Raw genomic sequence first — 26,331 nt, 5'->3', positions numbered from 1 at the left:
GAAACCTATTTATTCTGGGCGTCCGTTGGTGGGCGTAGATGGCAGTCAAGGCTGATATCGAGAATGGGAAAGAGATCGACATCGCGCTGCGCGTCACAGGGATTGACGAGTGGGAGCACGATGCCATCGCTCGGAAAATCCACCTGGAGGACGTCGACGGCGCGGCGGTAGATCTGACGGTGTTCCACAACAACGATGTCGCGGACTTCGAGTGGGAGATCGGGGAGTGGTATCTCCTGGAGAACGTCGTCGGGAACGAGTTCCAGGGGGAGATGCAACTCAATCCAGGGTACGACCTCACTGTCGCGCTGTTAGACGACCCTCCAGCCGCTGCCGAGAACGACGAGTTAGCCGAAGGTAATCCCGCGGAAGACTCTGCTGAGCAGTCCAAAGGGAGTGGGACTGCCGCGGCAACATCGGATGCGTCCAATACTGAAGCGTTCGTTCGCGGAAGCGAGGTCGATGATAATTCGCGGCCGACGGCTGATGGAGGCGGCGAGCTCCTGCATCAACAGCCGCTCTCTGACGGGAACTACCTGCTGCAGTTCGAACTCGGAAAGCTGCCGGAGCTACCGGTCCACGAGTACGAACTCCGAGCGACCGGGAGTGGCGGGATCGACCCTGACGATTTCACGAACGGGATTGAGGGGTTCTCGGCGAAGGCGGCGAACTACTACCAGTCGCGGATCGGGAGTCCCGTGACGACGGCCGATGCGTCGCGGCGGCGTATCTACGCGACCGAGAAACTCAACGGTACGATCTCGATTCACGGGTATACGGTGAAGCCGGTCCATCAGGGCGAGACGACACTGGAAGCGCGCTCGTACACGGACGATGGGCCGCTCCAGGAGTTCGTCAAGCAGGACGTGAAACGAGCCGTTACCGGTCGGTTCGAGGTGTCGGGGATCGATTCGATCATCGAGCCCACGCCGCAGCGGACCGCCAACAGCGGGTTGTTCGAAGCCTATCGGAAGTACAAGTGCCGGATTCGTGTCGATGCTGACGGGACCGTGATTTGTGGCGTGAACGTCGCGTACCATCTGGAATCGACGTTCTCCGCCGCCGAGTGGGTGCAACGCGGACAGGACATCGCCGATGTGACCGTTGAGCACGACACGGACCTGTACGACAGTGCGCGCACGGCGACAGTCCAGGAGATCGTCGACATGGACTACGATGATGTGCTGGACGGGCCGGGCGTCCCGATGTCGGAGTACCACGAGAAACACGTCGATCAGGACGTCATCGACTCGATGCGAGCCGGCGACCCGATCATCGCTGATCTGCAGTACGGGAGCGGCGAGGACTCGATCTTCCCGCAGCTCCTGGAGTACTGTAAGGTCATCCCGACGTTCGACCAATTGGGTCGCGTCGATGACGCGTTCCTGGACGTCATCCACAACGAGAGCCGGATGAAACCCGAGGAACGGTTCAACGTCGTCACGTCGTTCGTCGACTTGCTCGGCCCGACACCGTACTTCAACTTCGACCCAAGCCCCCAACCCACGAACGCCGGGTATCGAGAACACAAGACGCGGAACATCCCGAACCTGCGGTTCGGTGGCGGACAAACGGGGTACTACGGGGCTGGCGGGCTGGAACGGAAGGGCTACGGCGTGTACAAGGCTCCAGAGTCATTCGACATCATCGCGCTGTATCCCGAAGACGAGGAAGATGACGCGCGGCCGTACGTGCTCTCGCTGCTCAACAAGCTCGCAGAGTACGATGCGAGTCCGACAGCGTTCGACCGCGACACCTACGAACTCGGATCGGAGTTCCACTACTCCCAGCCCGCACAGAAAGCGAGTGACTACGATGCGGCACTGATCGTCGTTCCGGACGAAGACGAGGCGGCAGAAGCGGACTACGACGACCCGTATCCCGAGTTCAAGCGACGGCTCGGCCAACTCGGCGTGCCGAGTCAGATGATCTCCGTCGACAATCTCGGCAACGACAACTACGGCGGAAACATCTGCTCATCCCTCATCGGGAAAGCAGGCGGGGTACCATGGCGGATCGACGACGTTCCTGGGGGCGTTGACGCGTTCGTCGGCCTCGACGTGACCTACGACCACGCGACCAAGCAACACCTCGGCGCAGCCGCGAACGTCATCATGGCCGACGGAACCATCCTCGCGTCCGAGGCCGTCACGAAGCAGGCTGGCGAGACGTTCGACGAGGACGACGTAGCGAACGTCATCAAGCACGTCCTGGAAATCTTCGCCGAAGAGGAAGGCCGACCACCGCGGCACGTGGTCATCCACCGTGACGGGAAGTTCTACCTCGACGTCGAGAGCCTCATCAACCGCCTCGACAAAGCCCGCGATCTCATCCAGCGGTTCGACCTCGTCGAGATTCGGAAATCAGGGAACCCCCGTATCGCCGAATACGACGGATCGAACTCACGGTTCGACATCGCGGACAAGGGCGTCGCCTTCCACGTCCACAACGGCGACCACTCCTACCTGACCACGACCGGTGGGAAGGAGGGCAGCCCTGGCACGCCGCGGCCGCTGCAGATCGTGAAACGCCACGGGTCGACAGACCTCGACACGCTCGCGGAGCAAACCTACTGGCTGTCTGAAGCGCACGTCGGGTCGCTGAGCCGCTCCACCCGGCTCCCTATCACCACGTACTACGCCGACAAGTGCGCCGACTTCGCCATGAAGGGCTACCTCACCAAGGGGAGCGTCATTCGCGGCGTCCCGTACATCTGACCATGCGGCAGTACAGAACCACCCAACCACTCACGCATCCGTCGATACACCGGTAATCCTCGCATGCCCAAGACTGAATTTGAAGCAACGGTCGAGTTCGATGACGGCAGCACCGCCGATCTGGAGATGGCTGCCGACAAATCATGGGACAGTTTCCTGAACTACTTCGGTGACGCTCAGCACGTCTACTGCGTCACGTACAGTCAGTCCCCCGCGTTCATCTACAAGATGTTTCAGAACCAGGACCTCGCAGTGGATTCACTGGAGGTCATCGTCGGGGACAACCAGCACGACGACTACCGGCGGTCGCTGAAGAACACCAACAACGCGAAGAAAATCGCCGCGCAACTGGAATCACTGCGCCAAGACGGTGACCTCCTCATCCACACCGTCGATTCTGCACGCGTCCTCCTCCACACGAAGCTCTACATCGTCGAGAACCAGGACGGGTCTCGCACACTCATCTGTGGGTCGGCAAACCTCTCCAAGCAGGCCTGGCAGGGGAGCAAACAGACCAACGTCAACATGGCCTGGCGTACCGACGGAGATACGCCCGTCGACGAGTGGTTCGAACGGCTCTACGCGTTCCACAAGGACTACGCGACGCCGTTCATGGAAGACCTCACAGAGGAGATCGAGGACGCCGACACGGCAGAAGAAGAGGCGAAGATCTACGACATCTGGCTAGGCGGCGACGAGTTCAGTGACGACCCGGTCGCCGAGCTGAACGCCCGGCTCGATGAAGCAGTTGACGACGACCAAGTCAATACGTACAACGTCGTCACTGACGCCGAAGACGCAGAGAAGGCGGTGTTCGCCGCTGAAGATACGGATACCGACCCAACAGAGATCAGTCCGGACAAGCGTGTGCGGCTCTCCCCGCAAGGTCTCGAAGACGCCATCTCGAACCTGGACGACACGCTATCCGCCAACAACATCCGTATCAACGACGGGAAAATCGTAGCGACACCCGCCGGTATCGCACGGTACAAAGAGACCTTCACGGGATACCCGGACCTCAACGTCGACAAGGAGGCAAACACGGTCGGGCTCCGGGTTGATGACTCGGTTCTCGAATTAACGGCACCGCTCCCGGATGACCCGCAGGAAGTCGCTGACGCGCTCGACCTGATCGAACAGTACGTCGAAACGGTCGGCGAGTTCGGCGAAACGCGAACGACGAAGGAAACGCGCGCGCACTTCTACGAAGGGGTGATCTACTTCTGCTGGGCTCCGTTCGCAAACTACTGCGCCCACCACTACGCCGAATACGAATCCGCGGAACTGGACAAGGACCTGCCGTTCCTGTTCCTTCACGGCGACAACGACAGCGGGAAAGGCATGTTCCTGCGGTTCGGGGCGCGACTCATCTCGAACGGGTACGTACAGGAGGTCACGACCGGCGACGACTTTGTCAAAAACAACATCGAGCGTGCTCGTGCATCGGACACCGTTTTCCCGTACATCGTTGACGACGTGGCGAAGTCGAAGATCGACCGGGACATCATCAAGTCGTACTGGGAGGGGAAGTGGGACGGCTCCATCCAGATGCCGACGTTCATCTTCTCCTCGAACGACTCGACGAAACCCAAATCCGAACTTCGGACCCGGATGAAGACGCTGGATTTCAACGTCAACTTCTCCGAGCTGGAGAAGGATGAACGGGAAGCCGCCGCGCAGATCGCGGGGCAGGCGGACAGCTGTAACCTGTTCCCGTGGTTCGCTCACCTGTTCTTGCAGCGGGATATCTCGCTGCCAGACCAGTCAGACCGGCTCGCGGATGCTCGGGACGTGTTCGCGGAACTGTACGCGTATGCCGAAAAGGAACCACCAGAGTACGTGCCGCTGGAGACACCCGCCGAGCAGGAACACGACCCGGGACGACGGAAGTGGACCAGCGCGCTGTCCGACGAGCTGTGTGAACTCGATTTCAAGGACGACGGGCGTGTCATCGCTGATTTCTCAGCGAATCTGGATCAGCAGCAGTGCTGGGAGTTCCAGAAAGCCACGCCAGCCCATATCCGGGCAGGGATTTACGGGCCGGCGGTTCAGTTTGAAAGCGCAAACAGGTTCAAGAGCTGGATAGATGAGCCCAGTATCATCGAAGATGCACGACGCGACACGGAGACAGCCGCTGACGACACCGGTGTTCTGTCTCGGGTCACACGGCTCGTCCGAGGATAACAGTCATGTCTGACCACTCACCTCATCGGCGATTCGACGGGACATTAGTCACGGCACCGTTCGGGGGCGAAAACGTCGAACGGACAGCGCGGGACGAATACCGAGCGCTCCTCGACGAGCACGATTCTGAGGATGTGCTCGTCGTCACGGGTGCGCCGACGAGTACAGACACGTTCCGGGAGACCTTAGGTGAGGAACTACCGGGTGCGGCGACGCCGTACGTGACCTCACTCGTCGTGCACGCGACCGATGTCCTCAACCAGACCGATGACCGCGTCATTCTCTCCGACGCGCTGCGGCGAGAACTCCTCCACCGATTCCTCGAAGAGTACGAGTGGGACACGGAGTACCTCCAGCAGGCGTCTGAACAGCCGTCATTCATCGAGGACGTGGATGCCGTGATGAGCACGATCTCCTGGCAAACAGTCACGCCTGACGAAACCCCAGAACTCCGTGACATCACGGCTGCGCTCGACGCATTCCACGAGTGGTTAGCCGAGCACGGCCACATGGAACGCGGGCAACTCATTTCGGAAGCGCTCGATGTCCTCACCGGGGATGCCCGCGAGGATGTCGTCGATTTCGAGGCGGTACTCGCAGTCGAGTTTGAGGAGTTCTTCCCGCTCGACCGCGCGTATCTCGACGCGCTCGCAGGAGACTGTGACCTCGTCTGTATCGCCGAAGAGAACGCGAGTGTACGCCGCACATGGGTCGAGACAGGTCCCGTTACGGACTACGTCTCCTTCAGCGAGTCCCGACACGGAGCGTCAGAGACGCCGTCGACGCGACCGGCTGCCACAGCATCGTACTTCGCCGACGAAACTGACCCGGCAGACCCGGAAACAGGGTCGGTGTCCGTCCTCGCTACGGACTCCAGTGACGAGCAACTCGCCGAGGTTGCCAACGAGATCGAAGCCCTCGTCGGGCAGTCGGGTTGGAACTACGACGATATCGCGGTCGCCACGAAGCAAAGCGGGAGTGCGGTTACGGACACTATCGAAGCGTTCGAACAAACCGGGATCCCGGCGGAATCGACGACTGTCACTGGATTCGGGGACGACCCTGCGATTCGGGAACTTCTCGCTGCCGTCCGGTATCTTGCTGCCGACGACGAAGGTGAAGTGCCCGACCACGGCCCGGAGATCGATACGGAGCGCTTGGATCGCGTCCGCGAGATGGACAGCCTCGAAGATGGGCTTCGCTGGTGGGCGACTGACTCGGGATTGAAAGAGCGGATTGCGGAACGCGCGACCCCGCTGAACGCGCGGGCGCAGTTCGGGAACATCAAGCGGGCGTTTCGGATGGCCGAGTTCCTCGAAGACACGGCGTTCGTGGATGCGACGTGGGAGTCCGTCGAGGAGATGCTCGAACGCGCCCACGAGTACGCACCGCAACAAAACCAGACAAGCGCGACTGACCTCGACGGCGGCGTCCGCGTCGATCACTTGCAGGCGATCAAGAACGAGTCGTTCCGCGCGGTGTTTCTCGTGAATCTCGTCGACAGTGAGTACCCGGGTGACCCGTTCCTGACGCGGTTGTTCCCGACCGAGCGGGTCGCGGCGATGCCGGACTACCCTAGTGTCACGGAGATCGACGAACCGGACGTGGATGCGACGTTCCCGACGACATCGACGGCGTCAAGCCGGCCGTTCGCGCGGTACCACACGGAACACGCGCGGCGACGCTTAGCGATTGGGGCTGGCGCTGCGGACGAGCACCTGTACTGTTGTCTGTACGAGTTCGAAGACACTGCGTTGGAAGAGCGTGCGCAGGCGTCGCGGTTCCTCACAGAGGCGTATGACCGCCTGCCGTGGGTCACCGACGCTGACGACCCACACATCACGAGCGAGCAAGCGGCGGAGGACTTCCTGTTGTCGCGGGTTGACGACGCGCTCGCCCAGGTGCGGCGCGCAAACAGTCAGGACGTGACGGTGTCGCTCGACGAGGTAGAAGCGGAGCTCGGCGAGATCCAGGACCTGCTCGAAAAGAGCGGAGCGCGTGGCGAGGACCTCCGGAAAGCGTTGCGTGCGCGCGTCGAGTTCGCTAACGGGGAGGTGCGGCGATGAGCCAGGAGTCGCTCTCACCGTCGGCGTTAGCCACGTACGCGACGTGTCCACGACTGTACGACTACAGAGAAGTTCAAGACGTGAACGCACCGGACCGAACCGAACTCTACCTCAACCAGGGGACGATTTACCACGAGACAATCGAGGACGTGTGTGAGGCGACCGACCGCGACGACGACCCGGCAGATATTCACGACCGGGCGATGCGGATTTTCGATGCGAAGTGGGAGGAGCACAGCACCGCGGATGATTACGAATCTGCTGCGCACCAGGAGTACCAGCGTGCTGAGAACCGGGCTGCTATCGAGTCGTTCTTCGCGCCCGATGGCGGTGTCGGCATCGACCACGCCCGTCGCTCAATCGCCACCGAGTGCTGGGTAGAGTGCGAAGTAGATGGGCGAGGACTCCACGGGAAAGCAGACAACGTCATCCGGACGGACGACGGCCTGCACATCTTCGACTACAAGCGGAAAACACGCGGGATGCTCTCCGACGGGACAGCTGAGTATCTCGGCGAGCATCTCGACGGGGAGGCCCACGAGCCGAAGCGTGTGCGGAATGCGTTCCAGACGGCAGCGTACATCGAGGGCGTGAAGAACGAACCGTTCTACGAGGACGGGATGGAGGTCCGGTTCAGTTTCTACGGTCTCCTCAACAGCACGTCGTTCGAGAGTACCCCTACCGGGTACGATGTGTCTGCCCGCGGGTGGGGTCGGGAAACGACTGAGATTTACGACGACCACTATGACACGATCTGGGCGCTCATACGGGATGCACACGACGGCATCACGGGCGAGACCTTCGAGCCGGAGCCGTTCGAGCTCATCAACGAGGAGGCGTGCCCGGACTGTGACTATCGAGAGATGTGTGCGGACCGCTTGTCGACGGAGGTGCGCCGATGAGCGACGACGGTGACGAGCATCCGTCGTGGTTCCCAGTTCCGGAAGAGGACGTGTCACCGGAGCCCCAGCAACGGGAGATCATCAACTCCGATGCGTACCCGATGCGTGTGCTCGCCGGGGCGGGGACGGGGAAGACGTTCACGATGGTTCGGAAGATCGAGCACCTCATCGACGAGGAGGACGTGTCCCCCGACCGGATTCTCGCGTTGACGTTCACAAACAACGCTGCGGACTCGATGCGTGAGAAACTCAACGCGAAACTCGGCGCGGCCGGATACGACATCGACGCGTACACGTACCACTCCATCTGTAACGAGATCCTCACCGACTACGCGTACGAAGCTGGGATCGATCCGGATTTCGAGGTCGCCACGGACGCCGAGAAGTACGCCATCGTGCTGGACGTCCTGGAGGACATCGAATACCGGTCTGTGAAACCCAACGTGTACGGGAGCGACGGGTACGCGTCAGGGGCTGCGTCGAAGCTGCTCAATTTCATCGGGTCGATGAAACGTAGCGGCATCACGCCCGACGACATCGACGCGTTCCTCGGCCCTGCTGACCGCGTCTACGAACTCGCCGACCTTTCGGAGCGCGTCGAAGCTATTGCCAGCGACCACCTCGGCGGCCGGTCCGTGTCAAGCGTGCTGGACTCACTTCCAGACGCGCGTGCTGACCTTGTCGCTGAACGCGACGCGCTTGGAACAGACGGCATCGAAGCCAGCGCACGCGACTTCCTCGACCGCATCATCGAGCTTTGCGACGAACTGGAAGCAGCGTTCGAAGCCCACGAGGCGGGCGATCAAGCGTTGCCGGACAACGCGTACAAGCTCCCGAAGTACCTACTAGGGGGGTACGCGAACGGTGCGCCGAAGGGGATTCCGGACGATCTCGACCTCGAACTCACGGACCATCTCGACTCGTTCCTCTCGGACTGTCTCACGGCCCGTGACCTGACGGCGGGCTATTCGGCGTACGAGCGTGAACTCGACGAGCGGAACCTCATCGACTTCGACGGCCTCGTCGTGGAGACGGCCGCACTGATGGACTCGCCGGTTGGCGAGGAAATCGCTGACCGGTGGGACTACGTGTTCTGTGACGAGTTCCAGGACACCGACCGGCTGCAGTTCGACCTCGTCACGTCGCTGGTCACCGACGACAACCTGTTCGTCGTTGGTGACGACGATCAGGCGATCTACGAGTGGCGTGGCGCGAACGTCGCCAACATCACTGATGAACTCGACCGCGCGTTCGCCGCGCTCGAAGATGAACCGTTAGAAGAGAACTTCCGGTCCCGACAGCCGATCCTCAACCTGGCGAACGAAGCAATTCAGAAGCTCGACCACCGCGAACGACACAAGACACTGCAACGCGTCGACGAACCCGAGTACGATGGCGACACCGTCGCCACCGTCGAGCTCCCGGACGATGACGATGCGGACGGCGCGATCCAGCTTCGCACCGTCGTCCAGAATCTTCTGAGCGGCGCAGCAGACACCCTCGACGAGGCGTACGACCCCGGCGACATTGCCCTGCTTGTCCGGAAGAACGACCACGCGACGCCGGTCATCGAGGAGTTCGAGGATGCCGGCATCCCGTACCAGGTTGCTGGTGATCTGGCTACGGAATCAGTCGGCGTCGGCACCGTGACTGCCTACCTGAAGGCGCTCGCGCGGCCCGAAGACGAGGTGAGCTGGAATCGCGTCCTCCTGATGCGGTACCGGCTCTGCGATGCGGATCTCCGTACGCTCAACGCGGGCGACGACTCGCTCGTGGACACGCTCCGCGAGACGCCGCTCGACGAGTTCGAGGAACCCGACCGCGTCGCAGAAGCCCGCGAACACGTCACAGAGCTCCTCGCCATCCGTGACTCGGCGTCGCTCAGTCACCTGTACCGCGAACTCACGGACATCACGAACATCGAGTGGTACCTCAGCGAACAGGAGCGCCGGGATCTCGCCCAGCTGGAGGACGTCATCGAACAGTACGGGGACAGTGCTGTTCAACCACCGCTCACGCCGGAGTTCATCGACTCGCTCGAACACTACGACTCCCTGTTCGACGAGAGCGGCTCGACACCGACGAGTCAGCCGGACATCGCCGACGACGCGGTCAACGTGATGACCATCCACAAGAGCAAAGGCCTGGACTTCCCGGTCGTCCTCATCCCGCAAGTCACGGCCGACGAGTGGGCCCCGAGCTCACGGACCTACGACGCACTCGAAACGGGGCTCTCGGATGGCGCGGAGGCGGCGTTCGCCGAGGACTTCGTCGAGCGTGACGGGCGTGAAACCCGGCGCGTGTTCCACGTCGGAATCACGCGCGCCGAAGACGTCCTTGTCCTCCAGGGCGGTACCGAGGATGACGACGATGCTGCGGACGTGCACCCGGTTTCGGAGGCCGTCGAGGAGATTCTCCCCGCCCGAATCCCGTGGCAGCCAGCGCGCGGGCAGCTCCCGCTCTGGACCGACGTTCAGGAGTGCCTCCCGGATGATGCGGCAGATTGGACAGACACGCTGGCAAGCGAGACTGTCGGGCGCATTGGAGGGACCGTCACTCACGGCGGCGACGAGCTCGCAGTCGAAGCTGCGCGCGACCGCGTGCTAGACCTCGCAACAGCCACCCTCAACGGAGATCTTTCACCGAGAGCCGAGCGAGAGACCCTCCAAGTGACGTCGCTGAACGGCCCGTCGACACCGTCGCCGTCGCTCTCGCACAGCTACACGTCGCTGGCAGCCTACGAGGAATGCCCGCGGAGCCACTACCTGGACTACGTGGTCAACGCATTCCCCGACTATCAGGACGCGACGAATGAAGCCCGGGATGGTGTTTCGCAACGTGAGATCGGGTTGCTGTTCCACGACACGGCAGAGCAAGCCGCGAACCAAACTGTGGACCGGCGTGCGGAGTGGTACGAAATCTGTGAGCGCCTCGCCAGTCAACGCCGAGCCGAGGACGCACTCCCGGCGGCGAAACAGTGTATCGACCGGTACTTCGAGTTAGACCTCGCCAGCTACGAGCTCATCGATGCGGAGCGAGAGTTCGAACTCGACATCGATGGGCACGAACTCGTCGGATACATCGACGCCGTCTACCGGACGCCAGACGATGAGTTGCTCGTCATCGACTACAAGGCCACCGAACGTCACCGCGACCTAGCGGACGACAAGCAACTCCCGATCTACCTGTTGGCATGTCGTGACCTGTACGATGAACCTGTCGCACGTGCAGGATACGCCTATGTCGGTGAGATCGGGCCGACGGTCGAATCCCGAACATTCAGCGACGCTGACCTGGCGGCGGTCAGGGACGACGTGACGGCGTCGATAACCCGTATTGTCGAGTTCGCCTTCGGTCGGTACACTGCTGGTGACCACTGTCAGTGGTGTCAACACAACCAACTGGCCTGCGCGCCGGATTCGTTCACGGTCGGTCCCGGATTCGAAGAGTGACAGTCAAAACCGCGCGATTGGACTGACGGACGGTCTTCCGGTCTCTCCAGCCCTGATTCGCTTGCATATGTCGCCAGGCTTGGTTCGGGACGCTGTTCGCAGTCCGAGCAACTGTCGGGTGGACCTGGGTGACCGAGTGTTTAGGTCATTATCGCAGTAATCATTACTCAAAGTATGATCGTCTACGACCGGGAGGCGGAACTCGATACCTTCACCGACGCAGTGGAGTTCCCAGGCTCGGACTTCATCTTCGTGTATGGGCGACGTTGAGTCGGGAAGACCTCGTCGAGAGCCTACGAACGAAGGCCGAGCACGTCCCCTGGGGGACCGGCTGACCGGGACGAACGGTTCGCCCGTTCTCGAAAAATAGATACGCCAACGGACTCGAAGACCACCTCGACGACTCCTGGTCCCTGTTCAGCGTACCGGACATCGACGATCCCCTCACGGCGGATTGAGTACTCCGGCCTCCGGTCCAGAGAGCGTCTGGTTGAGTCGTTTTGATGCGTGTCGCCTTCCAGATTCCGCACCTCCTCGGTGCTGTACTGGCATTCCAAAGGTTTCATCGAGGAAGGTAGGGATTCCCGGTGATGCGCGCGGTGTGTTGAGCGCTCCACCGTCTTTTCGCGGGTAAAGTAGTTCCCATATTGTCACTATCGGCGATATGGTCGTGCTGTCAGTCGGACAGCCATGCCGTGAATCCGGATTCGTGCTTCTAACGCCCTGTGGCGTTAGAAATATCGAGTTCTCAGGGCGAGGGTTTTTATTTAACCATGTAATTTCCAGGTCTACGATGCAACGCGTCATCGACCGGAAACTGTACGACACGGACCGAGCCGAACAGATCGCCCAGTATGCTCCAAACGCGGATCGAGGTGACCTCTACTACCTCATCGAAACGCTATACCGGACCGCAGGCGGGGAGTACTTCCTCCACTGTGAGGGCGGTGCGGCAACCAAATACGCCAAGTCGTGTAGCGGGGGCGGTACGACAGGCGGTGCGGAAATCGACTCTCTCGATGAGGAAGCGGCGCTGGACTGGTGCGAAGAACGCGGCATTGACGGCGAGATCGTCGTCGAGGAATTCGGACACCTGATCGAAACGTAGCGTCGGTCAGCGGCTGCCTCGGAAACCACTCCTCTCTGAGTGGCTGGCGTACTGCGGATCGTGCCCGCAGCGAGGTATGTGAGAGACCCAGAAGAAACTAACCGGCTTCACCGCCGGGGAACCAGTAGCGACGCTCGTCCGTATCCGCCAACCCCTGTCCCGTCCCCGATAACGAGCGGCGGGACAGCCCACTCACCGGTCGCTCCAGTAGGGTTGGACGCACGGCGGCGTGAACAGGTAGACACCGTCATCCAGCGGTTGACGAGCGACGGACACGAGATTCCAGCACCGTTTTCGAAGCGAGAGCTGTACCAGACTGCTGCAGACGTTGGAATCGAGGTGTGGAAACCCGCAGTAAAGAACCGAGTCACCGAGCGTGTACTCGACCGACTCAGCTACGAGTGGGACTCAGCCTCTCGAACCTTCGCACCGGTCGTCACGGATGAACTCATCGAGGACGTTCAACGGGCAGCAGTCACCATCAGTCCAGCATTCGACACGAAACTGTCCGAGTCGCTCCACAAACAACTCCAGGGGTGGTGCGAACTGCACGGGATCGGGTCGATAGAAACAGGGGCAGTACAGAGAACTGTTGCGCGACACGCCGTCCTGAGTGTTCTTCTAAAAGCGACGGTGTACGAGTGGTACCGGTGTCGCGGCGTTGTTCCACCACTCTCCGATTCGGTACAACAGGCGTTTCACAACGCACGGAAGCAGACAATGGACAGAGCGTTCGATCAGTTCGTTCTTGACCACGTCGCGGAACTGGCTGATGAGGACCTCCTGGAAGCTACGTTGGCTCACCGGGATCGATTGCTCTTCACACCCCAGCCAACGGAAGAGATTGGGAAGCTCTACGCGGAGCTGACACCGAGTGAGTATCGACAGTCACTCGGGCAGTTTCGGACACCGCCGGAAATTGCAGTGACGATGAAGTCCTGGGCAAACCGCGATGTCGACCACCTTCTCGACCCTGGAATGGGAGCCGGCGTACTATCCAGCACGTTTCACCCGCGCTGGAGTCTGAACACTGACCCCACGCACGTCGACGGGATCGAACGTAGCCCCCTCGCACGGCTCATGGGCGCGACAGCACTCACGTTGGGTGGACAGCTGAATACGCCGCGAACACACGACTTCCTCACTCTTGATCCAGACGAACTGCAACACGACATCGGCGGGATCGTGTGTAACCCCCCATACACGAGCGGGGACGCGCTCCCGAAAGAGTACAAAGAACAGATCAACGCCGACATAGAGCAATCGACAGGAATCGACGTCAGTGCGCGGTCACCACTCTACACGTACTTCATGTACCACAGTCGGTCGTTCCTATCTTCGGGCGACCGTGCAGCGTTCCTCACGCCGGATAGTTCCCTCACGACGGCCTACGGCGACTCACTCAAACAGTTCCTACTTGACGAGTTTTCCATCACCGCGCTCGTTCAGTTCGACCCAAAAGGCGAGTCGGTCTTCGAGGACGCCCAAGTCACCGCACTCGTTTCCTTCTTAGAAGCAAGTTCTGGTGGTAACGAGGGGGTGACGCGCTTTATTCGCGTGGACGAGTCCATCGATTCGAGTACGCTTCGTAACGCAGTGCAGAATGGGGAGCAGGGTGAGACTGAGTGGGGATTCATCAATCACGTGCCGCAAGCGGATCTCGTACCCGGGCAAAACTGGGCAGCACTATTCGATCCCTGCGACGTAGATACAAGCGAGCTGACTGAGCTCGGCGAGTTCGTCACGATCCACCGCGGGAAGTCCACCGGCGATGTGACCTTTTTCTGCCTGACCCAGGACGAAGTCGACGAGTCCGGAATCTCTGAGAAACACTTGTCTCAACTCATTCGCCAACCAAAGCTCGTCCAGGGGTACGATTTCCGTGGAGAGGATTGGGAGAAATTACAGGCTGCTGGTGAGGAGGTGTGGCTACTAGACCCAGACAAACTACCAGGAGTCCAGAAGTCACGGGAGGACTTCGAGAAGCAAGTGCTATTCAACGCTGACTCGCTCCCAAGGAACAGCAACGGCGAGGTGCCGAACGTCGTTTCGTATCTACAGGATAGCGTCTACCGGACCAATCCGCTCGGAGCGAACGTAATCGAGAACCGCCCGTACTGGTATCGCCCCCGTCGACAAGCCTCGCCTCGGTTCTTGGTGCAAGACGCCGGTCGAGACGGCTTCACGTTCATCCTCAACGAGACAACGGCGAGAAACATCAACAACTTCCGTGGATTCTACGACGTGTCCCTTGATGAAACTGAGCTGAAAGCGTTGCTCGCATACCTGAATAGCAACATCGGACAGCAGGTGATCCAAGCACAGACACAACCGCAGCAAGGCGGCTACGAGAAACTCAGTATTAACGCGCTCAACGAACTCCCCGTTATCGATCCGACATCGCTCAAAGAACCTATCGTGGCGACTCTAGCCGACCTATTCGACGAGTTGTGCGAAACTGCCAGAGAAAATGGCGATTGTGAATCGGTGTTAGAGCGTCTCAACAGTCTGCTCCAGCAAGTGATCTGATGCCTAGTCTGTTTTTCAGCCGAAGATTCGCTCTTTGAGCTACGTGACTCCGTACTGTGACTTCAACGACTCATACTCGGTAGGATTCGGAAGCACTGTGTCGCCACCACTCCGCTTCTCGACTCCGTCCTTGAGAAACGCATAGAGGTCCGAGACTGTGGATTCCAAACCGTACCATGTTGCGGTATTGCGTAGCTCTTCCTCGTCGATTTGTACGTGCTCGATGAGGAGGAGCGCGTAGCTCACTCGCCTCGACCCAGTGTCGTTCACGAGACTGTGACAGACAACTTGGGCAGGAGTGAGGGGCTCGTCCGGTGCGTACCAAAACGCCGGTTCACCTGCCAAGAAGAACTGCAGGTCGAATGCGGCGAACCGCGCAAGTCCAGTCATCTCCCACTCGTCAGCGGCTTCGAGAGCCGCGGTATCGTCTTTGGTGTGGACGTGGACGAGTGCCCGCTCGGGATCGAACCACTCGACTGTGGCACTTGGCGCGAGACGCCGGACACGGGTGCGGTGCTCGTGCAGGATAACAGCTTCTGCGAAGTCGTGTAACGGTTGTAGGCCGGGGACGAACGCATATTCCGGCCCGGATGGGGCGAGCATCGCGCGATGTTTCAACGGGTCCAACGCGTGGTGGACCGCCTGTCGAGTGATGTCAAGTCGATCTGCGATTGTCGTTGCGCGTCGAGGTCCATCCAGAAACCAGCAAATGCGTACTGTTGCCGGTGAGAGCAAATCGGCCCACTCGACGTGCCCCAGTTTAGAGACCAGGCCTCGGTACGCTTCGATCACGGGGTGGCCAGTAACGCGTAGAAGCCGCTGATTGTGGTGCTCCCTGGACTCGCCAATGAGCCCTTTGGTGCGTAACTCGTTGGCCGTTCGGTAGATCTGCGAAGTGCTGAGTCCAGTTTCGTCTGCGAGCTCGTGCACGGTCGCTTCACGCCCATCGTGAAGGGCGTCGATGAGTTCGAGTCCCGCGTTTGTAAGCACTGCTGTAAAATAGAATAGTGAATCAGTAATAAGTGTTATCGGAAATGAGTTTACGATATCCTGTTCCAATCAGTCACTGGTCGAACAGGCGGTGATGGTTTTCGAGCCACTCGATCTCGTGGTACGTCACGTCATCCTGGATGTCGTATTCTAACGGGAGCGGGTTCGAGGGGCGATTCGTGTAGGTGAGGTTAATTTCGATACAGGGTCCATGATCTGAGACGCAATCAAATCCTTCGTCACTGGGAGTTACGACGCTGAACCACCGGATTTGGAACCCGAAGTGGTCGCAAACATCTCTGACGACTGCCGCATCACAATATGGCGTATGAACCCACAACTCGCCGCCAGCGTACGCCTGATCCTTGACGCACCAAACTTCATCGAGTGACCGAAGGAATTCCGCTGCGCGGTTGTAGTGCGCCTCAGTCAGGCGTTCCCACCAGTAGTATCGCTCGACCTGATCGACGAGCAACTGGAGGCAGTCGCTACACACATCGTACTCAGAGTCACCAAGCGAGACATCGTGGAGTTCGGCATAGTGCGTGGTGTTGCACGCATCGCACGCCAGGATGGAGCTTGTCTCCCGACACGAAGAACAGTCGGTAGGGTCAATCGGTTGAGGAGGCGCGTCGCTACACTCTGTCTGTTCAGACTTGCCTGCGTCAGTATTCTCGGTCATTGGTCTCTAACCGAGAACCATCAGTCACGTCTGTGACTGGGTTCCCGGCTAGAGCCGGACCGACGGTAGACCAACCATCTGCAGTATTAGACAGCAGTTTGCTGTAAATAGTTTCTGTGCGCTCCAGCAGTGACCTCTAACAATATACTTGGCGCAGGACTTCATGACCTCCTTGTCTGTGGTTACCACACCCTGACTAACTTTAATACAGTTGCCACGATATCCCGTAATTGACGTCCGAAACAAATCTCGAAAACGGAGAATTTCGCTACATGGTCGATACTCGCTTCAAACCGCGGCGTGCTCGTTCTCGCTTAGCCGCGGGTCGCGTGTTCGGCGAGTATCTACAAGACCAGGGTGCGAAGAGTTCGGCCGAGAATCGCTGGGTTTGCGTCGCTATCGAACGCGAAAGTGCGACGCAGTCCGGCGATCTCCGGACACTCTCACCCGCATAACCCGGCTCCCACGCGGACTACCCGTCAGGGGCTGGGGAACACGGGATTGCCGCCTGCTTTCGCCTAGGACTCGCTCCGCTCACCGCGGCACGCGAGTACGGCGACTGAAGCTCGCGGCAGTTTGGTCTGCGTTCGTTCCTGACAGTGGAACGAACGAGCGATTCAGTACGCGCTGAGCGTACGAGGAGTCGCTAGCACACATCTCCGCAGCGTTAGCTGCGGCTACGTCGAGCCCCGGAGTCTCCGTTGGCGAGGGACGCCGGACTTTGAATCCGGAGGTCGCCGGTTCGATTCCGGCCGGGGCGACATGCCGACGTGGTGTAATCCGGCGAGCATACGGTCCTGTCACGGCCGTGATCCGGGTTCAAATCCCGGCGTCGGCGTGGATGCGTGGCGTGGCCACGTGGGGATACCCATCGAGGTAGGCAGCCCGTTGGTGCGATCAGCTGGATCGTTCCCACGATGCTGGGCCCAGCAGGGTCTGCAACCTACATGAGCCGGTGTGGTATTCCCGGGAGCACCCGAAGTACGCCCCCGCGATGAGACGCACAATCACGACTACCCGTTCGTGGTTGCGCAGTTGGAAAGTCGTACAGATAGATAATCAACTGCCGAACGCTCGGCAGTATCCGTGAGCCGATGGTCCAGCGGGCGACGATCTGTGCCTTGGGCGCACAGGACCGAGGTTCGAATCCTCGTCGGCTCAGTGTGCCGTGTCTGGGGAATGGTGACCCCACTGGCCTGCTACGCCAGCCCCGGCGACGGGTTCCCGGTTCAACTCCGGGACACGGCGTGATGTCAAAGAATATTTGCCCTGACTGCAACGAGGAAGCGTTCCGCCACGTCCCGCTCGGTGAAACAACGTCCATCGACACGATTGGAAGTGTGAGAATCTGCGTCACCGGCGACGGCGCTTACTTCCACGGAACGAGGTGACCGCCTTTCGCCCCTACCGTGACTGGGTGTTGGTGACCTCGCTTACTCCAAAAGCGAGGGTCAGAAGCTGAGCAATACGCATCTTCCGACATCCCGTGAGTAGCGCGAAGGGGGCTCGTTGGGGCTTGCTCCGACGGCGTGTGGTGAGACAAGCAGATTGGTGACTGCGCTCGGTTTGAAACCGAGAGCTGCGAGGCTTCGGAGTTCGACTCTCCGTCTCACCGTTGGCGGGATTTCCCTAGCCCGGCCAAGGGACCGCGTTGGAAGCGCGGCGTCCGCGAGGGCACGAGTGTTCAAATCACTCTCCCGCCGCTGCGTGCCGAAGTGATTCGCAGAGTCATTAGCGATTCTCGAATTGTGCCGCCATGCCAGAGTGGTCAAACGGACACGGTCGAGGACCGTGTGGTTAGTCCTTCCCAGGTTCGAATCCTGGTGGCGGCATGCCGGTCACTGTACCGGTACACGATTCCCTGTATTCCCTGTCGCCGTACCCAAGTGGTCAACGGGAAGCGGCTCAGAACCGCTGGCGTAGGTCCTTCCGAGGTTCGAATCCTCGCGGCGACATTTCTCCCTGTGGTCTAGCGGCTACGATGCCTCCCTGTAGAGGAGGAGACGCACGTTCGAGTCGTGCCGGGGAGACTGCGGGACGGTGGAAGAGCCTGGCATTCACGCTCTCGCCGAGTTTTTACCGGAGATCCGGTGCGACGGTGAGGGCTCCTTCATCTCACTTGTAACGAGAACACGCAGGTTCGAATCCTGCCCGTCCCACTGGCCGATGACCCTTTCCAGGAGAGGCCAACCCGCTCCAGTGGAGTAGCGGCCAAACTCACGGCCCTCTCACGGCCGAGCCCCCGGTTCGAATCCGGGCTGGAGCATGTGGGCCCGGAGCCTATGAGGACAGGCGAGCGGCTTTTAACCGCAGGATAGCGGGTTCGAATCCCGTCGGGCCCTCTCGATGCCTGGGATACCCCCCTGGTGGGGGTGCCGGGCTGTTACCCCGGTCGCGGGAGGTTCGAGTCCTTCCTCAGGCGCTCGGAACCAATTGCAGTGAGGCTCCCGGAGTCTCCGTTGGCGAGGGACGCCAGTCTTTCAAACTGGAGGTCGGGGGTTCGATTCCCCTCGGGAGCACTCGGGAACTGGCAGTGGACAGTGACGCTCTGTGTCGTACCAGCGAGGTAGCGACGCAGACCGGTGACGCGTCCTCTGTCGGTTCCCATAGCGTGCGGTCGACGAGACGGTGCGTTCCTTCAGCCCGCAAGGCCCACACCGGGAGTCATAGCCCGTCGCGCCGTCAGTTTCCCGACCGCACGTGGCGACCGTCGAGTCGGGGCGTTGCTTCGCCAGGAACTCGCAGGTTCAAATCCTGTCGGTGGCCTCGTCCATCGAGAACATCCCGGACAAAGAGAGCACGTGGGTGCTCTCGACACCGGATCCGCCTCGACAGTTTCCCGGTCGCCATCACTCATCCCGTGGCCGTCGAGTTGGAGCCATCCTTCGCCTCTGGAGCCGGAAGTCCGGGTTCGAATCCCGGCGGTGGAATCCGTTCGTCCACCGTAGTGTAACCAGGTAGCACGCTGTTCCGGCTCCAGCAGTTTTCCGGCCACTCTCATGTTCCCGTAGCTCAGCCTGGACAGAGCACCGGCCTTCGAAGCCGGGTGTCGCACGTTCGAATCGTGCCGGGGACGTTCGCTGCTTGCACCGCAGGTGAGCAGCACTGGTATCGGAGTCGCCTGTTGCGGCTCCGAGTGATAGCATGGAATTCAACAAGCCAAAGCAAACGGTCGCGGAGGCGACGCGAACCACCAACTACGAAGGTGGGGAAGCGTTCGACCCTGCCGACCCTCGACTCGCACTGTACAAGCGCACGATCAACCAACTGCTGGAGGGCTCGTTCTACGAAACCGATGACGAGCAACTCGCTGCTGTCGTCCGGCGGTTCGACGCCGCGGCAGACGAGGATCCGGAGTTCGTCCTGAAGCTCGCCGCGTACGCGCGCCAGGAACTCTACCTGCGGGACATTCCACAGGTCCTGCTCGTACTGGCAGCCAACGACGACCGGTTCAAGGATGACTCACCCGAGTCACTCATCCGCGAGTGGGCACCGGCGATCATCCAGCGGATGGATGAAACGGCGACCGCCCTCGCTATCCACGACCAGTTGTTCGGCGGGACTGCCCCGTGGCCGCTTCGACGCGGCATCGAAGACGCGCTCGTTTCGATGGCGGACGCCTACACGCTGGGCAAATACGAGCTGTCGCGGCGTGAGGTAACGCTGCACGACGTGTTCAATCGCGTCCACCCGAAGCCGGTCGACGCCGACCAGGAGGTGCTATTCGAGGAGTTCATGCGCGGCGACCTCGACGACTATCCCGACGTCGAACCGTTGCCATCGCCCAACACCTGGGAAACCGTCATCTCCGAGCGCGGCAACACTCAGGACGCTTGGGAGACGCTCCTCGAAGACGACGAATACACGCTGCCGATCTTCGCGTCGATCCGGAACCTCCGGAACATGCTCGAAGCCGGCGTCGACGAGGACACCGTCGTAGGGCACCTTGACTTGGAAGCAGTCCGGTACGCGCCGCTGTACCCGTTCCGGTACTACCAGGCGTACACCGCGCTCCAGAATGCTGACGTCCAAGCACCAGCGGTCGAGCAGTGGCTGGAGGACGCAATCGACGTCGCTGTCGAGACGGTGCCTGACGGACTCGGAGACACGTTCGTCGCCGTGGACCTCTCAGGGTCGATGGACATGGCGCTATCCACGAACAGCACGCTCAGGCTGAAGGAAATCGGTGCGTTGTTCGGTGCGATCCTGGCCGACCAAGGTGCCGAGGTTGGCGGGTTCGGTGACGACTTCCAGACCGTTCCGATGCACGTGAACACGCCAGTACTGCAGCGTCAAGGTGCGGTACTGGCCATCGACGAGGACGTCGGGAACTCGACGAACGGCTGGAAGGCACTGGAGTACCTCCGCGACCGAGGCGAGCCGGTCGAGCGTATCGTCGTCTTCACCGACATGCAGATTTGGGACAGCACGCCATTCACAGCACGCGATACCCAGACGGTCAAGGCGGCGTTCGACGCGTATCGGGACGAGGTCTCCTCGGACACCGCATTGTATCTCGTCGATCTCGCGTCCTACGGCGACCTCGTGACGCCGGAGGGATACGAGAACGTCTACAACGTTTCCGGCTGGTCGGAGAACGTCCTCTCGTTCATCGAACACGCCGAAAATCCGAAGCAGGTCATCGATGAAATCGAGGCCTTCGAACCTGCATAGTGTTGCCCTCTCATCTTTCCCCGTCAAGTGCGAGTAGTGTAGTTCGGTATCACGCGGTCGTGCCACGACCGAGACGGGCGTTCGAATCGTCCCTCGCGCACTCGGAGCGCAGCTCGTGAATCAGACAGCCCGAGCGACGCTCTTCAACAGAGGTGACATCATGGCAATCTCCAGTGACAACGACCCAGAGCCGATGACGACTGCTGTCGTCACGATCCGCATCCCGTGTGGCGCAGACGGCGACCTCGTCACCGACGCTGAAGAGCGCATCTCACGTCCCGAGGACATCGATGCCGTCACGGTTGACGACCTGCACGGTATCGCTCCGAAGCTTTCGGCAACGACCATCACCGTCGGCATCACCATTCGTTGGACCACGACAATGACCGATGCGCAGGTGAGGAGACGGCTCGCCGAGGTCCCTGGCCTTGAGTCAATTGAGCGGATCGGATGAGGTGTCAAGAACACGCCTCTCCCGACGATTTATGCGGTTGGCTCTCTGTATGAGCAACATGGAATACGCGGGTGACCGCGTGGATAAGAAGGAACTCCGTCGGGAGCATCCTAGCGGATGGCTCTACCTTACGCAGCACGACGCGATCCCGATCCTCGTAGATGCGTTACTCGATCTTCCGCCGAACTGTGAGTTCAACAAAACTGAACTCGCAGGACACGCCGGCGTCACACGCCAGACCGTTGGTAACTACACCGACCTTCTGCTTGAAGTCGAGCTTATTGAGGAGGTCCCGAATACGTCTCCACGTCGATACCGGGTCGCAGACAGCAATGTCGTCCGAGAACTCTTCGAGTTGAACGGCGCGCTCAACAGCGTCGGTGATGAGTAGCAGTTGGAACGACGTCGAAGACAAATATGAGCGACTCAAACGCGCCTGAGCACCTCGACGCGAAGCACGAACGCAACCGCGAGCAGCGCATCGAGAGCATCAAGCGGTGGGTCGACTACATCAAATCAGAGCCGCCCGAGAATTGGGGGCCACAACAAAACGCTGTCGTCAACGACCAACTCAATGCGGCCCAGAGCGTACAGACCCCGGCGTCTCATCAGCAACACGTAAAGGACGTGGCGGCCGAGATCCTCGAAGCGAGCAGCGAGTCCGACGCTAAATCGAAGTAGCCGAGTCACTCGCAGCATTGCCCGAATAGGGATATGTTGTCGCGTCTACTGAACGAATTCCGTTAGACAATACTCCGACCAGCCTACACCACCAGGCGAGTACTCACACACGCACCTGCGTATCTACGTGAGTACGTACATAGGCACGTACCCTAGGCGGAGGTAGATTTTAGGAGGGGAGTCACTTTGTCGACGGCATGTTTCGACGGTCGTTCCTCGGGACTCTCTCAGCAGTACCGTCACTTCCGCTGATCCCCGACCAAGTCCGTCAGGATAAGCGCCAACCCGTTCCGTCCGAAGGCAATCTCATGTTCTGGTTCCATTTCTACGGAGCGATCAAACGCGACCGACCAATGAGCACGGAGTGGGCGCGCGAAAAGACCGTGGAGGAGCTGAATCTTCAGAACCTCACCGAGGAGGAAGCCATCCGCCTCTTAGAATTGGCGAACGAAGGGGTGTACGACACTGACGACGTGCCTGAACGATGGCGTACCCTTTTCGAGAAGATGGAACAGGAACTGTGAGGTACGAGGAACTGCGCGGATGCAGACGGGATCTATATCTGAAGTGCTGAGTTGAGTGGAGGGGGCCGAAGTTGGACGCCAAAGTCTCTCGCGCGCGCCGCCAATTACACTCTCTACCCAAGTATTATGTCCTCGCGGTGTCATTCAAATGCAAGCGAATCGCATGACACTGGCGACCCCCGTTCCGAAACGTGATGAAATCAGATCGGCCGAAGAGGGGTTCTTTTATAAACGCCGTACTGCCGTCTGCCAAATGTTGCCCGTCACGCAGAATGATGGGCGCTGCAGGATTTGAACCCGCGGCAGCTTGGTCCGAAGCCAAGTACTCTGTCCAGGCTGAGCTAAGCGCCCGTAACTACTGATAAGAGGACAGCCCCTTTTAACTCCCGCGATTCGAGAGCAGATGCGGGCGTCACTGTGGGGGTGGAATCTCGACGGCGATGACCGTCACCCGGACGACGACGGTGTCGGCCGAACAGCCGTACTCGCCGTCCCCGAGGTCGTCCCAGCCGTTGTCGACGAGGTAGCGTCCCCAGGCGTCGCCGAACGTGCTGTCCGAGAACGAGACGTTGACGCTCTCGGCAGCCGACCCGCTGCTCTGTGCGCTGTACAGCACCTCGGAGCTTCGCTCCCGGGCCTTGACGAGTACGTTACCGTCGCCGCTCTGTGCGGTCGCGTTCTTGGGCGTCAGGACGACCAGTGAGACGACCGCACGGTCGCCCTGGCAGAGGAACGACGGCTCGTTGAACATCGCCGACGCGTCGCCGTCCCGGCGGAACGCGGCTCCGTTCTCGTACCCGATGGTGGTGCCGTCGACGGTGTACTGTATCGAGCCCGTGGTGTTGGTCCCGCTCCAGAGTGTACTCCCACCGGAATCGTTCACCCAGACCTCGAACTCGCTCTCCCGGCTCAGCTGGATGGTGCCGCCGTTGAGCCGGAACTCGCCGTTGCGGGCGACCGCCCGGCCCTCCTGAACGTCGTCGAACACCGTCGAGAAGGCGTCGAACGCACGGGCGGCGTTCGTCTTCTGTTCGGACTCCTGGAAGTCGCTCAGGCTGCTGAAGCCGACACTGTACACCAGCCCGACCGAGGTGATGATGATGGAGAAGACGAGGACGAACGCGAGCACGTCGCTCACCGAGCGGTCGTCGAGGACGTTCATGCACGCACCTCCGCGACCCGCGGGACCGCCGGCGGTGCCAGTGCGGGCGGCCGCTGGCCACTGAGACTGATCGCCGAGCCGTCGTAGACGATGAAGAGGTCACCGCCGCTGACGACGCTCTCGCTGATGGGTGTCGTCGCCCGGAACGGGACGATGATCTGGACGTCGGCCTGTGGCGACTCCAGCACGAGACAGGCCACGTCACCGTTGCTCTGGTACGTCCCACACTCGGCCGCCGAGGTCCCGTACAGCGACACCGCGTAGCCCGACCCCGACACCTGGGACGGGTGGTTGGTCTGCAGTACGATCTGGCCGCTCGCACCGTCCGCCTCGTGGTCGACGTTCGCGATGTCCTCGGCCATCCGGTTCCCGAGCGTCCGCAGCTCGGTCTGTGCGGCACCGGTCTTGCGTTCCTCGAGCAGGCCGCTCGCGCCGAGGAGCAGGCCCGCGACGAGGACGGTCGTGATGCCGATGGTCAGGACGTGCGTCAGTGCGATGGAGACACCACGGTCGTCGGTCGGTTGTCGTATCATCGTGTGCTGTTGTAGACGGGGACGGTGACTGTTCGCGTGTACGATGCTGCGGGAGAGCCGTACTCGACGATGGCGGTCGCCTCCCAGAGGATGTAGCTGTAGTACGGTGCGTCGCCTGCCGAGTTGTCGAAACGGGTTCCGACGGACTCGAAGGCGGTCGTGCTCAGGTGGGCCTCGTACTGGCCGGAGACGTTCCCCCCGTTTCGGAACTGCACCTCGTAGCCGTCGGTGCCAGAGACGGGATGTATCCCACTGAGAAACTCGAAGCAGTTCGTTCCCTCGATGGAACCGGTGACCAGATCCACTTCGGCGGTCGTGCCGACAGACACGTCACAGACCTCCATGCCGTTCTCCTCGTACCACTCGAACGAGGTGGTTCTGGGGTCGGTCGTACTGCTGTTCTCGGCAAGATACACTGTGACGTTTCCACTCCCATCACGGGTGAACCAGACGTTCCGCCACTGCCAGTCACCACTCTCGGTGCTACCGAGCACCGAGAGGTGGAACGCGCCCGTCTGGTCGGTGTCGAGAGAGTCACGTTCGAGCGTCAGTTCGAAGCGTCCGATATCAGCATACGTCGCAGGTGTATCCGTCGGGGTCAACGTCCAGTTAGCCGACGTACCGGGTGGCGTTCCGCCCCGCGCCCGGAAGTCGGCGTCAGTCGACTGGAACACCCGTACACCGTACTCCGAGTTCGACCCGTCGAGCGAGGCGTTCACGGCGGACGGCTGGGACCGAGCGTACAGCGACTGCCAGACGGCACTGAGGTTGCTGGTGTTGTCGTTCATCGTCGCCGCGATGTCGGTCTCGTTCGTGAAGTTCCCCTCGTTGACCCGGTACGCCAGCCCGGCGACGCTCTGTCCCCCAGCGTGACGGACCTGTTCGGCCTGGTTCACCGACGAGACGGTGCCGGTCGAGTCGACGTTCTCGGCGTACAGGCTCGTGTTGAACACGACGACGATGCCGAGGACGATGAACGCGATGGCGAGCGCCCCCACGAGGACGATCTGTGCACGCGAGGGGTCCTCGTCCAGCCCTACCATATCACCACCCGGATGACGACCACGTTGTAGATGGGACTGTCCTCGAACTCGTCGGCTTCCGGGATCGGGTAGTCCCAGTTCTCGTGCGCTTCGCTGAGATTCGAATCGCAGGGGTGACAGTTCGGTCCGAGGATGTGCTGATCGTCGTAGAGCGTCACCGTGTACGTCGCGGTCACCGCCGGCGCGTTGGGCGAGCCGCGGCTGACCATCGTCACCTCCTCCGTGGTACTGTTGTTCCGGTAGGAGACGATGATGCTGTACTCCTGCTCCTGTTCGCCGAAGGTCTCGTTCAGCATGTCGCCGAACTGCGTCCCGTCGGCGTCACACGCGGTGACGTTCGGTGGCGGGTCCACGCCGTAGCCCTGGTCCGCGGAGCGAGCGCCGGCGAAGTATTCCTCGCCCGATTCGTTCCAGTACCGGACCTGGCAGGAGAGGTCGCCGTTGTCCGCGCTGATGACCATGATGTCGTTGGCGGACGTACGGAGCTGCTCCTGGATGTCGAGGCTCACGGAGCCCGACGTCGTCGGGAGGATGACGACCGACTGGAACGCGAAGAGGATGGCCGTCAGTAGCAGTATCGACCCGATGAACCCCTCGAGCGTGTACGCCTGTGACCTGTCGTCGTTCATC

The 26,331-nt window shown here is 60.7% G+C and carries 18 protein-coding genes and 14 tRNA genes; 25 read left to right on the top strand and 7 right to left on the bottom strand.

All coding sequences use genetic code 11. The annotated features are described in order from the left end of the window. The first annotated feature begins 38 nt into the window (after positions 1 to 38). The 7 genes from NO345_RS11440 to NO345_RS19835 all read left to right on the top strand — a co-directional run bounded on the left by NO345_RS11440 (position 39) and on the right by NO345_RS19835 (position 14,958). A complete protein-coding gene (locus tag NO345_RS11440; protein WP_256299285.1) occupies positions 39 to 2,717 on the top strand; it encodes a Piwi domain-containing protein in 2,679 nt (892 codons plus the stop codon). 63 nt (positions 2,718 to 2,780) lie between these two features. After that, complete coding sequence (locus tag NO345_RS11435) at positions 2,781 to 4,901, top strand: Aq_aa27 family P-loop NTPase (RefSeq protein ID WP_256299284.1); 2,121 nt, start codon at positions 2,781 to 2,783, stop codon at positions 4,899 to 4,901. Positions 4,902 to 4,906: 5 nt separating this feature from the next. Further along, positions 4,907 to 6,967 (top strand): PD-(D/E)XK nuclease family protein, encoded by a 2,061-nt coding sequence (locus tag NO345_RS11430; RefSeq protein WP_256299283.1) that lies wholly within the window; start codon positions 4,907 to 4,909, stop codon positions 6,965 to 6,967. After that, positions 6,964 to 7,869 carry a RecB family exonuclease gene (locus tag NO345_RS11425; RefSeq protein WP_256299282.1) on the top strand — a complete coding sequence of 302 codons (906 nt, stop codon included), beginning with the start codon at positions 6,964 to 6,966 and terminating at the stop codon, positions 7,867 to 7,869. The genes NO345_RS11430 and NO345_RS11425 overlap by 4 nt, the downstream gene beginning before the upstream one ends. After that, a complete protein-coding gene (locus NO345_RS11420; protein WP_256299281.1) occupies positions 7,866 to 11,321 on the top strand; it encodes an ATP-dependent helicase in 3,456 nt (1,151 codons plus the stop codon). The genes NO345_RS11425 and NO345_RS11420 overlap by 4 nt, the downstream gene beginning before the upstream one ends. Before the next feature lie 793 nt (positions 11,322 to 12,114). Continuing rightward, on the top strand, positions 12,115 to 12,429 hold the full coding sequence (locus tag NO345_RS11415; RefSeq protein ID WP_256299280.1) for a hypothetical protein: 315 nt from the start codon (positions 12,115 to 12,117) through the stop codon (positions 12,427 to 12,429). A gap of 60 nt (positions 12,430 to 12,489) precedes the next feature. Beyond that, positions 12,490 to 14,958: an Eco57I restriction-modification methylase domain-containing protein gene (locus NO345_RS19835; protein ID WP_256299279.1), complete on the top strand. Its 2,469-nt coding sequence runs from the start codon at positions 12,490 to 12,492 to the stop codon at positions 14,956 to 14,958. Positions 14,959 to 14,997: 39 nt separating this feature from the next. Here the strand turns inward: NO345_RS19835 and NO345_RS11405 are convergent, their stop codons facing one another. After that, a complete protein-coding gene (locus tag NO345_RS11405; RefSeq protein ID WP_248898095.1) occupies positions 14,998 to 15,948 on the bottom strand; it encodes a winged helix-turn-helix domain-containing protein in 951 nt (316 codons plus the stop codon). A 73-nt stretch (positions 15,949 to 16,021) separates the two neighbouring features. Beyond that, on the bottom strand, positions 16,022 to 16,630 hold the full coding sequence (locus tag NO345_RS11400; RefSeq protein ID WP_248897099.1) for a hypothetical protein: 609 nt from the start codon (positions 16,628 to 16,630) through the stop codon (positions 16,022 to 16,024). A 685-nt stretch (positions 16,631 to 17,315) separates the two neighbouring features. Here NO345_RS11400 and NO345_RS11395 point away from each other — a divergent pair. From NO345_RS11395 to NO345_RS11310, 18 genes are all read left to right on the top strand, one after another. Then, positions 17,316 to 17,391: transfer RNA gene (locus NO345_RS11395), tRNA-Gln, on the top strand. 3 nt (positions 17,392 to 17,394) lie between these two features. Next, positions 17,395 to 17,468 (top strand) — tRNA-Asp (locus tag NO345_RS11390). 250 nt (positions 17,469 to 17,718) lie between these two features. Then, positions 17,719 to 17,791 (top strand) — tRNA-Pro (locus NO345_RS11385). 456 nt (positions 17,792 to 18,247) lie between these two features. Then, positions 18,248 to 18,333, top strand: a tRNA-Ser gene (locus tag NO345_RS11380). Positions 18,334 to 18,380: 47 nt separating this feature from the next. Next, positions 18,381 to 18,462, top strand: a tRNA-Leu gene (locus tag NO345_RS11375). A 40-nt stretch (positions 18,463 to 18,502) separates the two neighbouring features. Next, a tRNA-Leu gene (locus NO345_RS11370) sits at positions 18,503 to 18,585 on the top strand. Between the two features lie 3 nt (positions 18,586 to 18,588). Continuing rightward, positions 18,589 to 18,660, top strand: a tRNA-Tyr gene (locus tag NO345_RS11365). A gap of 4 nt (positions 18,661 to 18,664) precedes the next feature. Continuing rightward, positions 18,665 to 18,789 (top strand) — tRNA-Thr (locus NO345_RS11360). 34 nt (positions 18,790 to 18,823) lie between these two features. Further along, positions 18,824 to 18,896: transfer RNA gene (locus NO345_RS11355), tRNA-Glu, on the top strand. Between the two features lie 3 nt (positions 18,897 to 18,899). Next, positions 18,900 to 18,972 (top strand) — tRNA-Lys (locus tag NO345_RS11350). 101 nt (positions 18,973 to 19,073) lie between these two features. Further along, positions 19,074 to 19,149, top strand: a tRNA-Glu gene (locus NO345_RS11345). Positions 19,150 to 19,631: 482 nt separating this feature from the next. Then, a tRNA-Arg gene (locus NO345_RS11340) sits at positions 19,632 to 19,706 on the top strand. Positions 19,707 to 19,774: 68 nt separating this feature from the next. Continuing rightward, positions 19,775 to 21,304: a TROVE domain-containing protein gene (locus NO345_RS11335; RefSeq protein ID WP_248897098.1), complete on the top strand. Its 1,530-nt coding sequence runs from the start codon at positions 19,775 to 19,777 to the stop codon at positions 21,302 to 21,304. 27 nt (positions 21,305 to 21,331) lie between these two features. Next, positions 21,332 to 21,404: transfer RNA gene (locus tag NO345_RS11330), tRNA-Gly, on the top strand. Between the two features lie 60 nt (positions 21,405 to 21,464). After that, positions 21,465 to 21,758, top strand: a complete 294-nt coding sequence (locus tag NO345_RS11325; RefSeq protein ID WP_247123360.1) for a hypothetical protein — start codon at positions 21,465 to 21,467, stop codon at positions 21,756 to 21,758. A 49-nt stretch (positions 21,759 to 21,807) separates the two neighbouring features. Further along, the gene (locus tag NO345_RS11320; protein WP_248897097.1) at positions 21,808 to 22,149 is read left to right on the top strand and encodes a hypothetical protein; all 342 of its coding nucleotides are present in this window, start codon (positions 21,808 to 21,810) and stop codon (positions 22,147 to 22,149) included. Positions 22,150 to 22,175: 26 nt separating this feature from the next. Further along, positions 22,176 to 22,439: a DUF8150 family protein gene (locus tag NO345_RS11315; protein ID WP_248897096.1), complete on the top strand. Its 264-nt coding sequence runs from the start codon at positions 22,176 to 22,178 to the stop codon at positions 22,437 to 22,439. A 353-nt stretch (positions 22,440 to 22,792) separates the two neighbouring features. Further along, the gene (locus NO345_RS11310) at positions 22,793 to 22,963 is read left to right on the top strand and encodes a hypothetical protein (RefSeq protein WP_247123357.1); all 171 of its coding nucleotides are present in this window, start codon (positions 22,793 to 22,795) and stop codon (positions 22,961 to 22,963) included. Between the two features lie 276 nt (positions 22,964 to 23,239). Here NO345_RS11310 and NO345_RS11305 read toward each other — a convergent pair. The 5 genes from NO345_RS11305 to NO345_RS11285 form a co-directional block, all read right to left on the bottom strand. Then, a tRNA-Arg gene (locus NO345_RS11305) sits at positions 23,240 to 23,314 on the bottom strand. Positions 23,315 to 23,375: 61 nt separating this feature from the next. Beyond that, complete coding sequence (locus NO345_RS11300) at positions 23,376 to 24,125, bottom strand: DUF7289 family protein (RefSeq protein ID WP_256299270.1); 750 nt, start codon at positions 24,123 to 24,125, stop codon at positions 23,376 to 23,378. After that, positions 24,122 to 24,658 carry a DUF7266 family protein gene (locus NO345_RS11295; protein ID WP_256299268.1) on the bottom strand — a complete coding sequence of 179 codons (537 nt, stop codon included), beginning with the start codon at positions 24,656 to 24,658 and terminating at the stop codon, positions 24,122 to 24,124. Before NO345_RS11295 ends, NO345_RS11300 begins: the two co-directional genes overlap by 4 nt. After that, the gene (locus tag NO345_RS11290) at positions 24,655 to 25,701 is read right to left on the bottom strand and encodes a DUF7261 family protein (RefSeq protein ID WP_256299266.1); all 1,047 of its coding nucleotides are present in this window, start codon (positions 25,699 to 25,701) and stop codon (positions 24,655 to 24,657) included. Before NO345_RS11290 ends, NO345_RS11295 begins: the two co-directional genes overlap by 4 nt. Then, positions 25,695 to 26,330: a DUF7288 family protein gene (locus NO345_RS11285; protein WP_256299264.1), complete on the bottom strand. Its 636-nt coding sequence runs from the start codon at positions 26,328 to 26,330 to the stop codon at positions 25,695 to 25,697. The genes NO345_RS11290 and NO345_RS11285 overlap by 7 nt, the downstream gene beginning before the upstream one ends. Position 26,331 lies beyond the last annotated feature (1 nt).

Source organism: Haloarchaeobius salinus, assembly GCF_024464185.1.
In the GTDB taxonomy this organism is placed as follows: Archaea; Halobacteriota; Halobacteria; order Halobacteriales; family Natrialbaceae; genus Haloarchaeobius; species Haloarchaeobius salinus.
This window is presented reverse-complemented; position numbering and strand designations above follow the sequence as displayed.

Excerpts from the sequence above, each read along its gene's own strand:
- NO345_RS11440 (WP_256299285.1), top strand. The coding sequence starts at position 39 with ATGGCAGTCAAGGCTGATATCGAGAATGGGAAAGAGATCGACATCGCG.
- NO345_RS11435 (WP_256299284.1), top strand. The coding sequence starts at position 2,781 with ATGCCCAAGACTGAATTTGAAGCAACGGTCGAGTTCGATGACGGCAGC.
- NO345_RS11430 (WP_256299283.1), top strand. The coding sequence starts at position 4,907 with ATGTCTGACCACTCACCTCATCGGCGATTCGACGGGACATTAGTCACG.
- NO345_RS11425 (WP_256299282.1), top strand. The coding sequence starts at position 6,964 with ATGAGCCAGGAGTCGCTCTCACCGTCGGCGTTAGCCACGTACGCGACG.
- NO345_RS11420 (WP_256299281.1), top strand. The coding sequence starts at position 7,866 with ATGAGCGACGACGGTGACGAGCATCCGTCGTGGTTCCCAGTTCCGGAA.
- NO345_RS11415 (WP_256299280.1), top strand. The coding sequence starts at position 12,115 with ATGCAACGCGTCATCGACCGGAAACTGTACGACACGGACCGAGCCGAA.
- NO345_RS11400 (WP_248897099.1), bottom strand. The coding sequence starts at position 16,630 with ATGACCGAGAATACTGACGCAGGCAAGTCTGAACAGACAGAGTGTAGC.
- NO345_RS11335 (WP_248897098.1), top strand. The coding sequence starts at position 19,775 with ATGGAATTCAACAAGCCAAAGCAAACGGTCGCGGAGGCGACGCGAACC.
- NO345_RS11325 (WP_247123360.1), top strand. The coding sequence starts at position 21,465 with ATGGCAATCTCCAGTGACAACGACCCAGAGCCGATGACGACTGCTGTC.
- NO345_RS11320 (WP_248897097.1), top strand. The coding sequence starts at position 21,808 with ATGAGCAACATGGAATACGCGGGTGACCGCGTGGATAAGAAGGAACTC.
- NO345_RS11315 (WP_248897096.1), top strand. The coding sequence starts at position 22,176 with ATGAGCGACTCAAACGCGCCTGAGCACCTCGACGCGAAGCACGAACGC.
- NO345_RS11310 (WP_247123357.1), top strand. The coding sequence starts at position 22,793 with ATGAGCACGGAGTGGGCGCGCGAAAAGACCGTGGAGGAGCTGAATCTT.
- NO345_RS11300 (WP_256299270.1), bottom strand. The coding sequence starts at position 24,125 with ATGAACGTCCTCGACGACCGCTCGGTGAGCGACGTGCTCGCGTTCGTC.
- NO345_RS11295 (WP_256299268.1), bottom strand. The coding sequence starts at position 24,658 with ATGATACGACAACCGACCGACGACCGTGGTGTCTCCATCGCACTGACG.
- NO345_RS11290 (WP_256299266.1), bottom strand. The coding sequence starts at position 25,701 with ATGGTAGGGCTGGACGAGGACCCCTCGCGTGCACAGATCGTCCTCGTG.
- NO345_RS11285 (WP_256299264.1), bottom strand. The coding sequence starts at position 26,330 with ATGAACGACGACAGGTCACAGGCGTACACGCTCGAGGGGTTCATCGGG.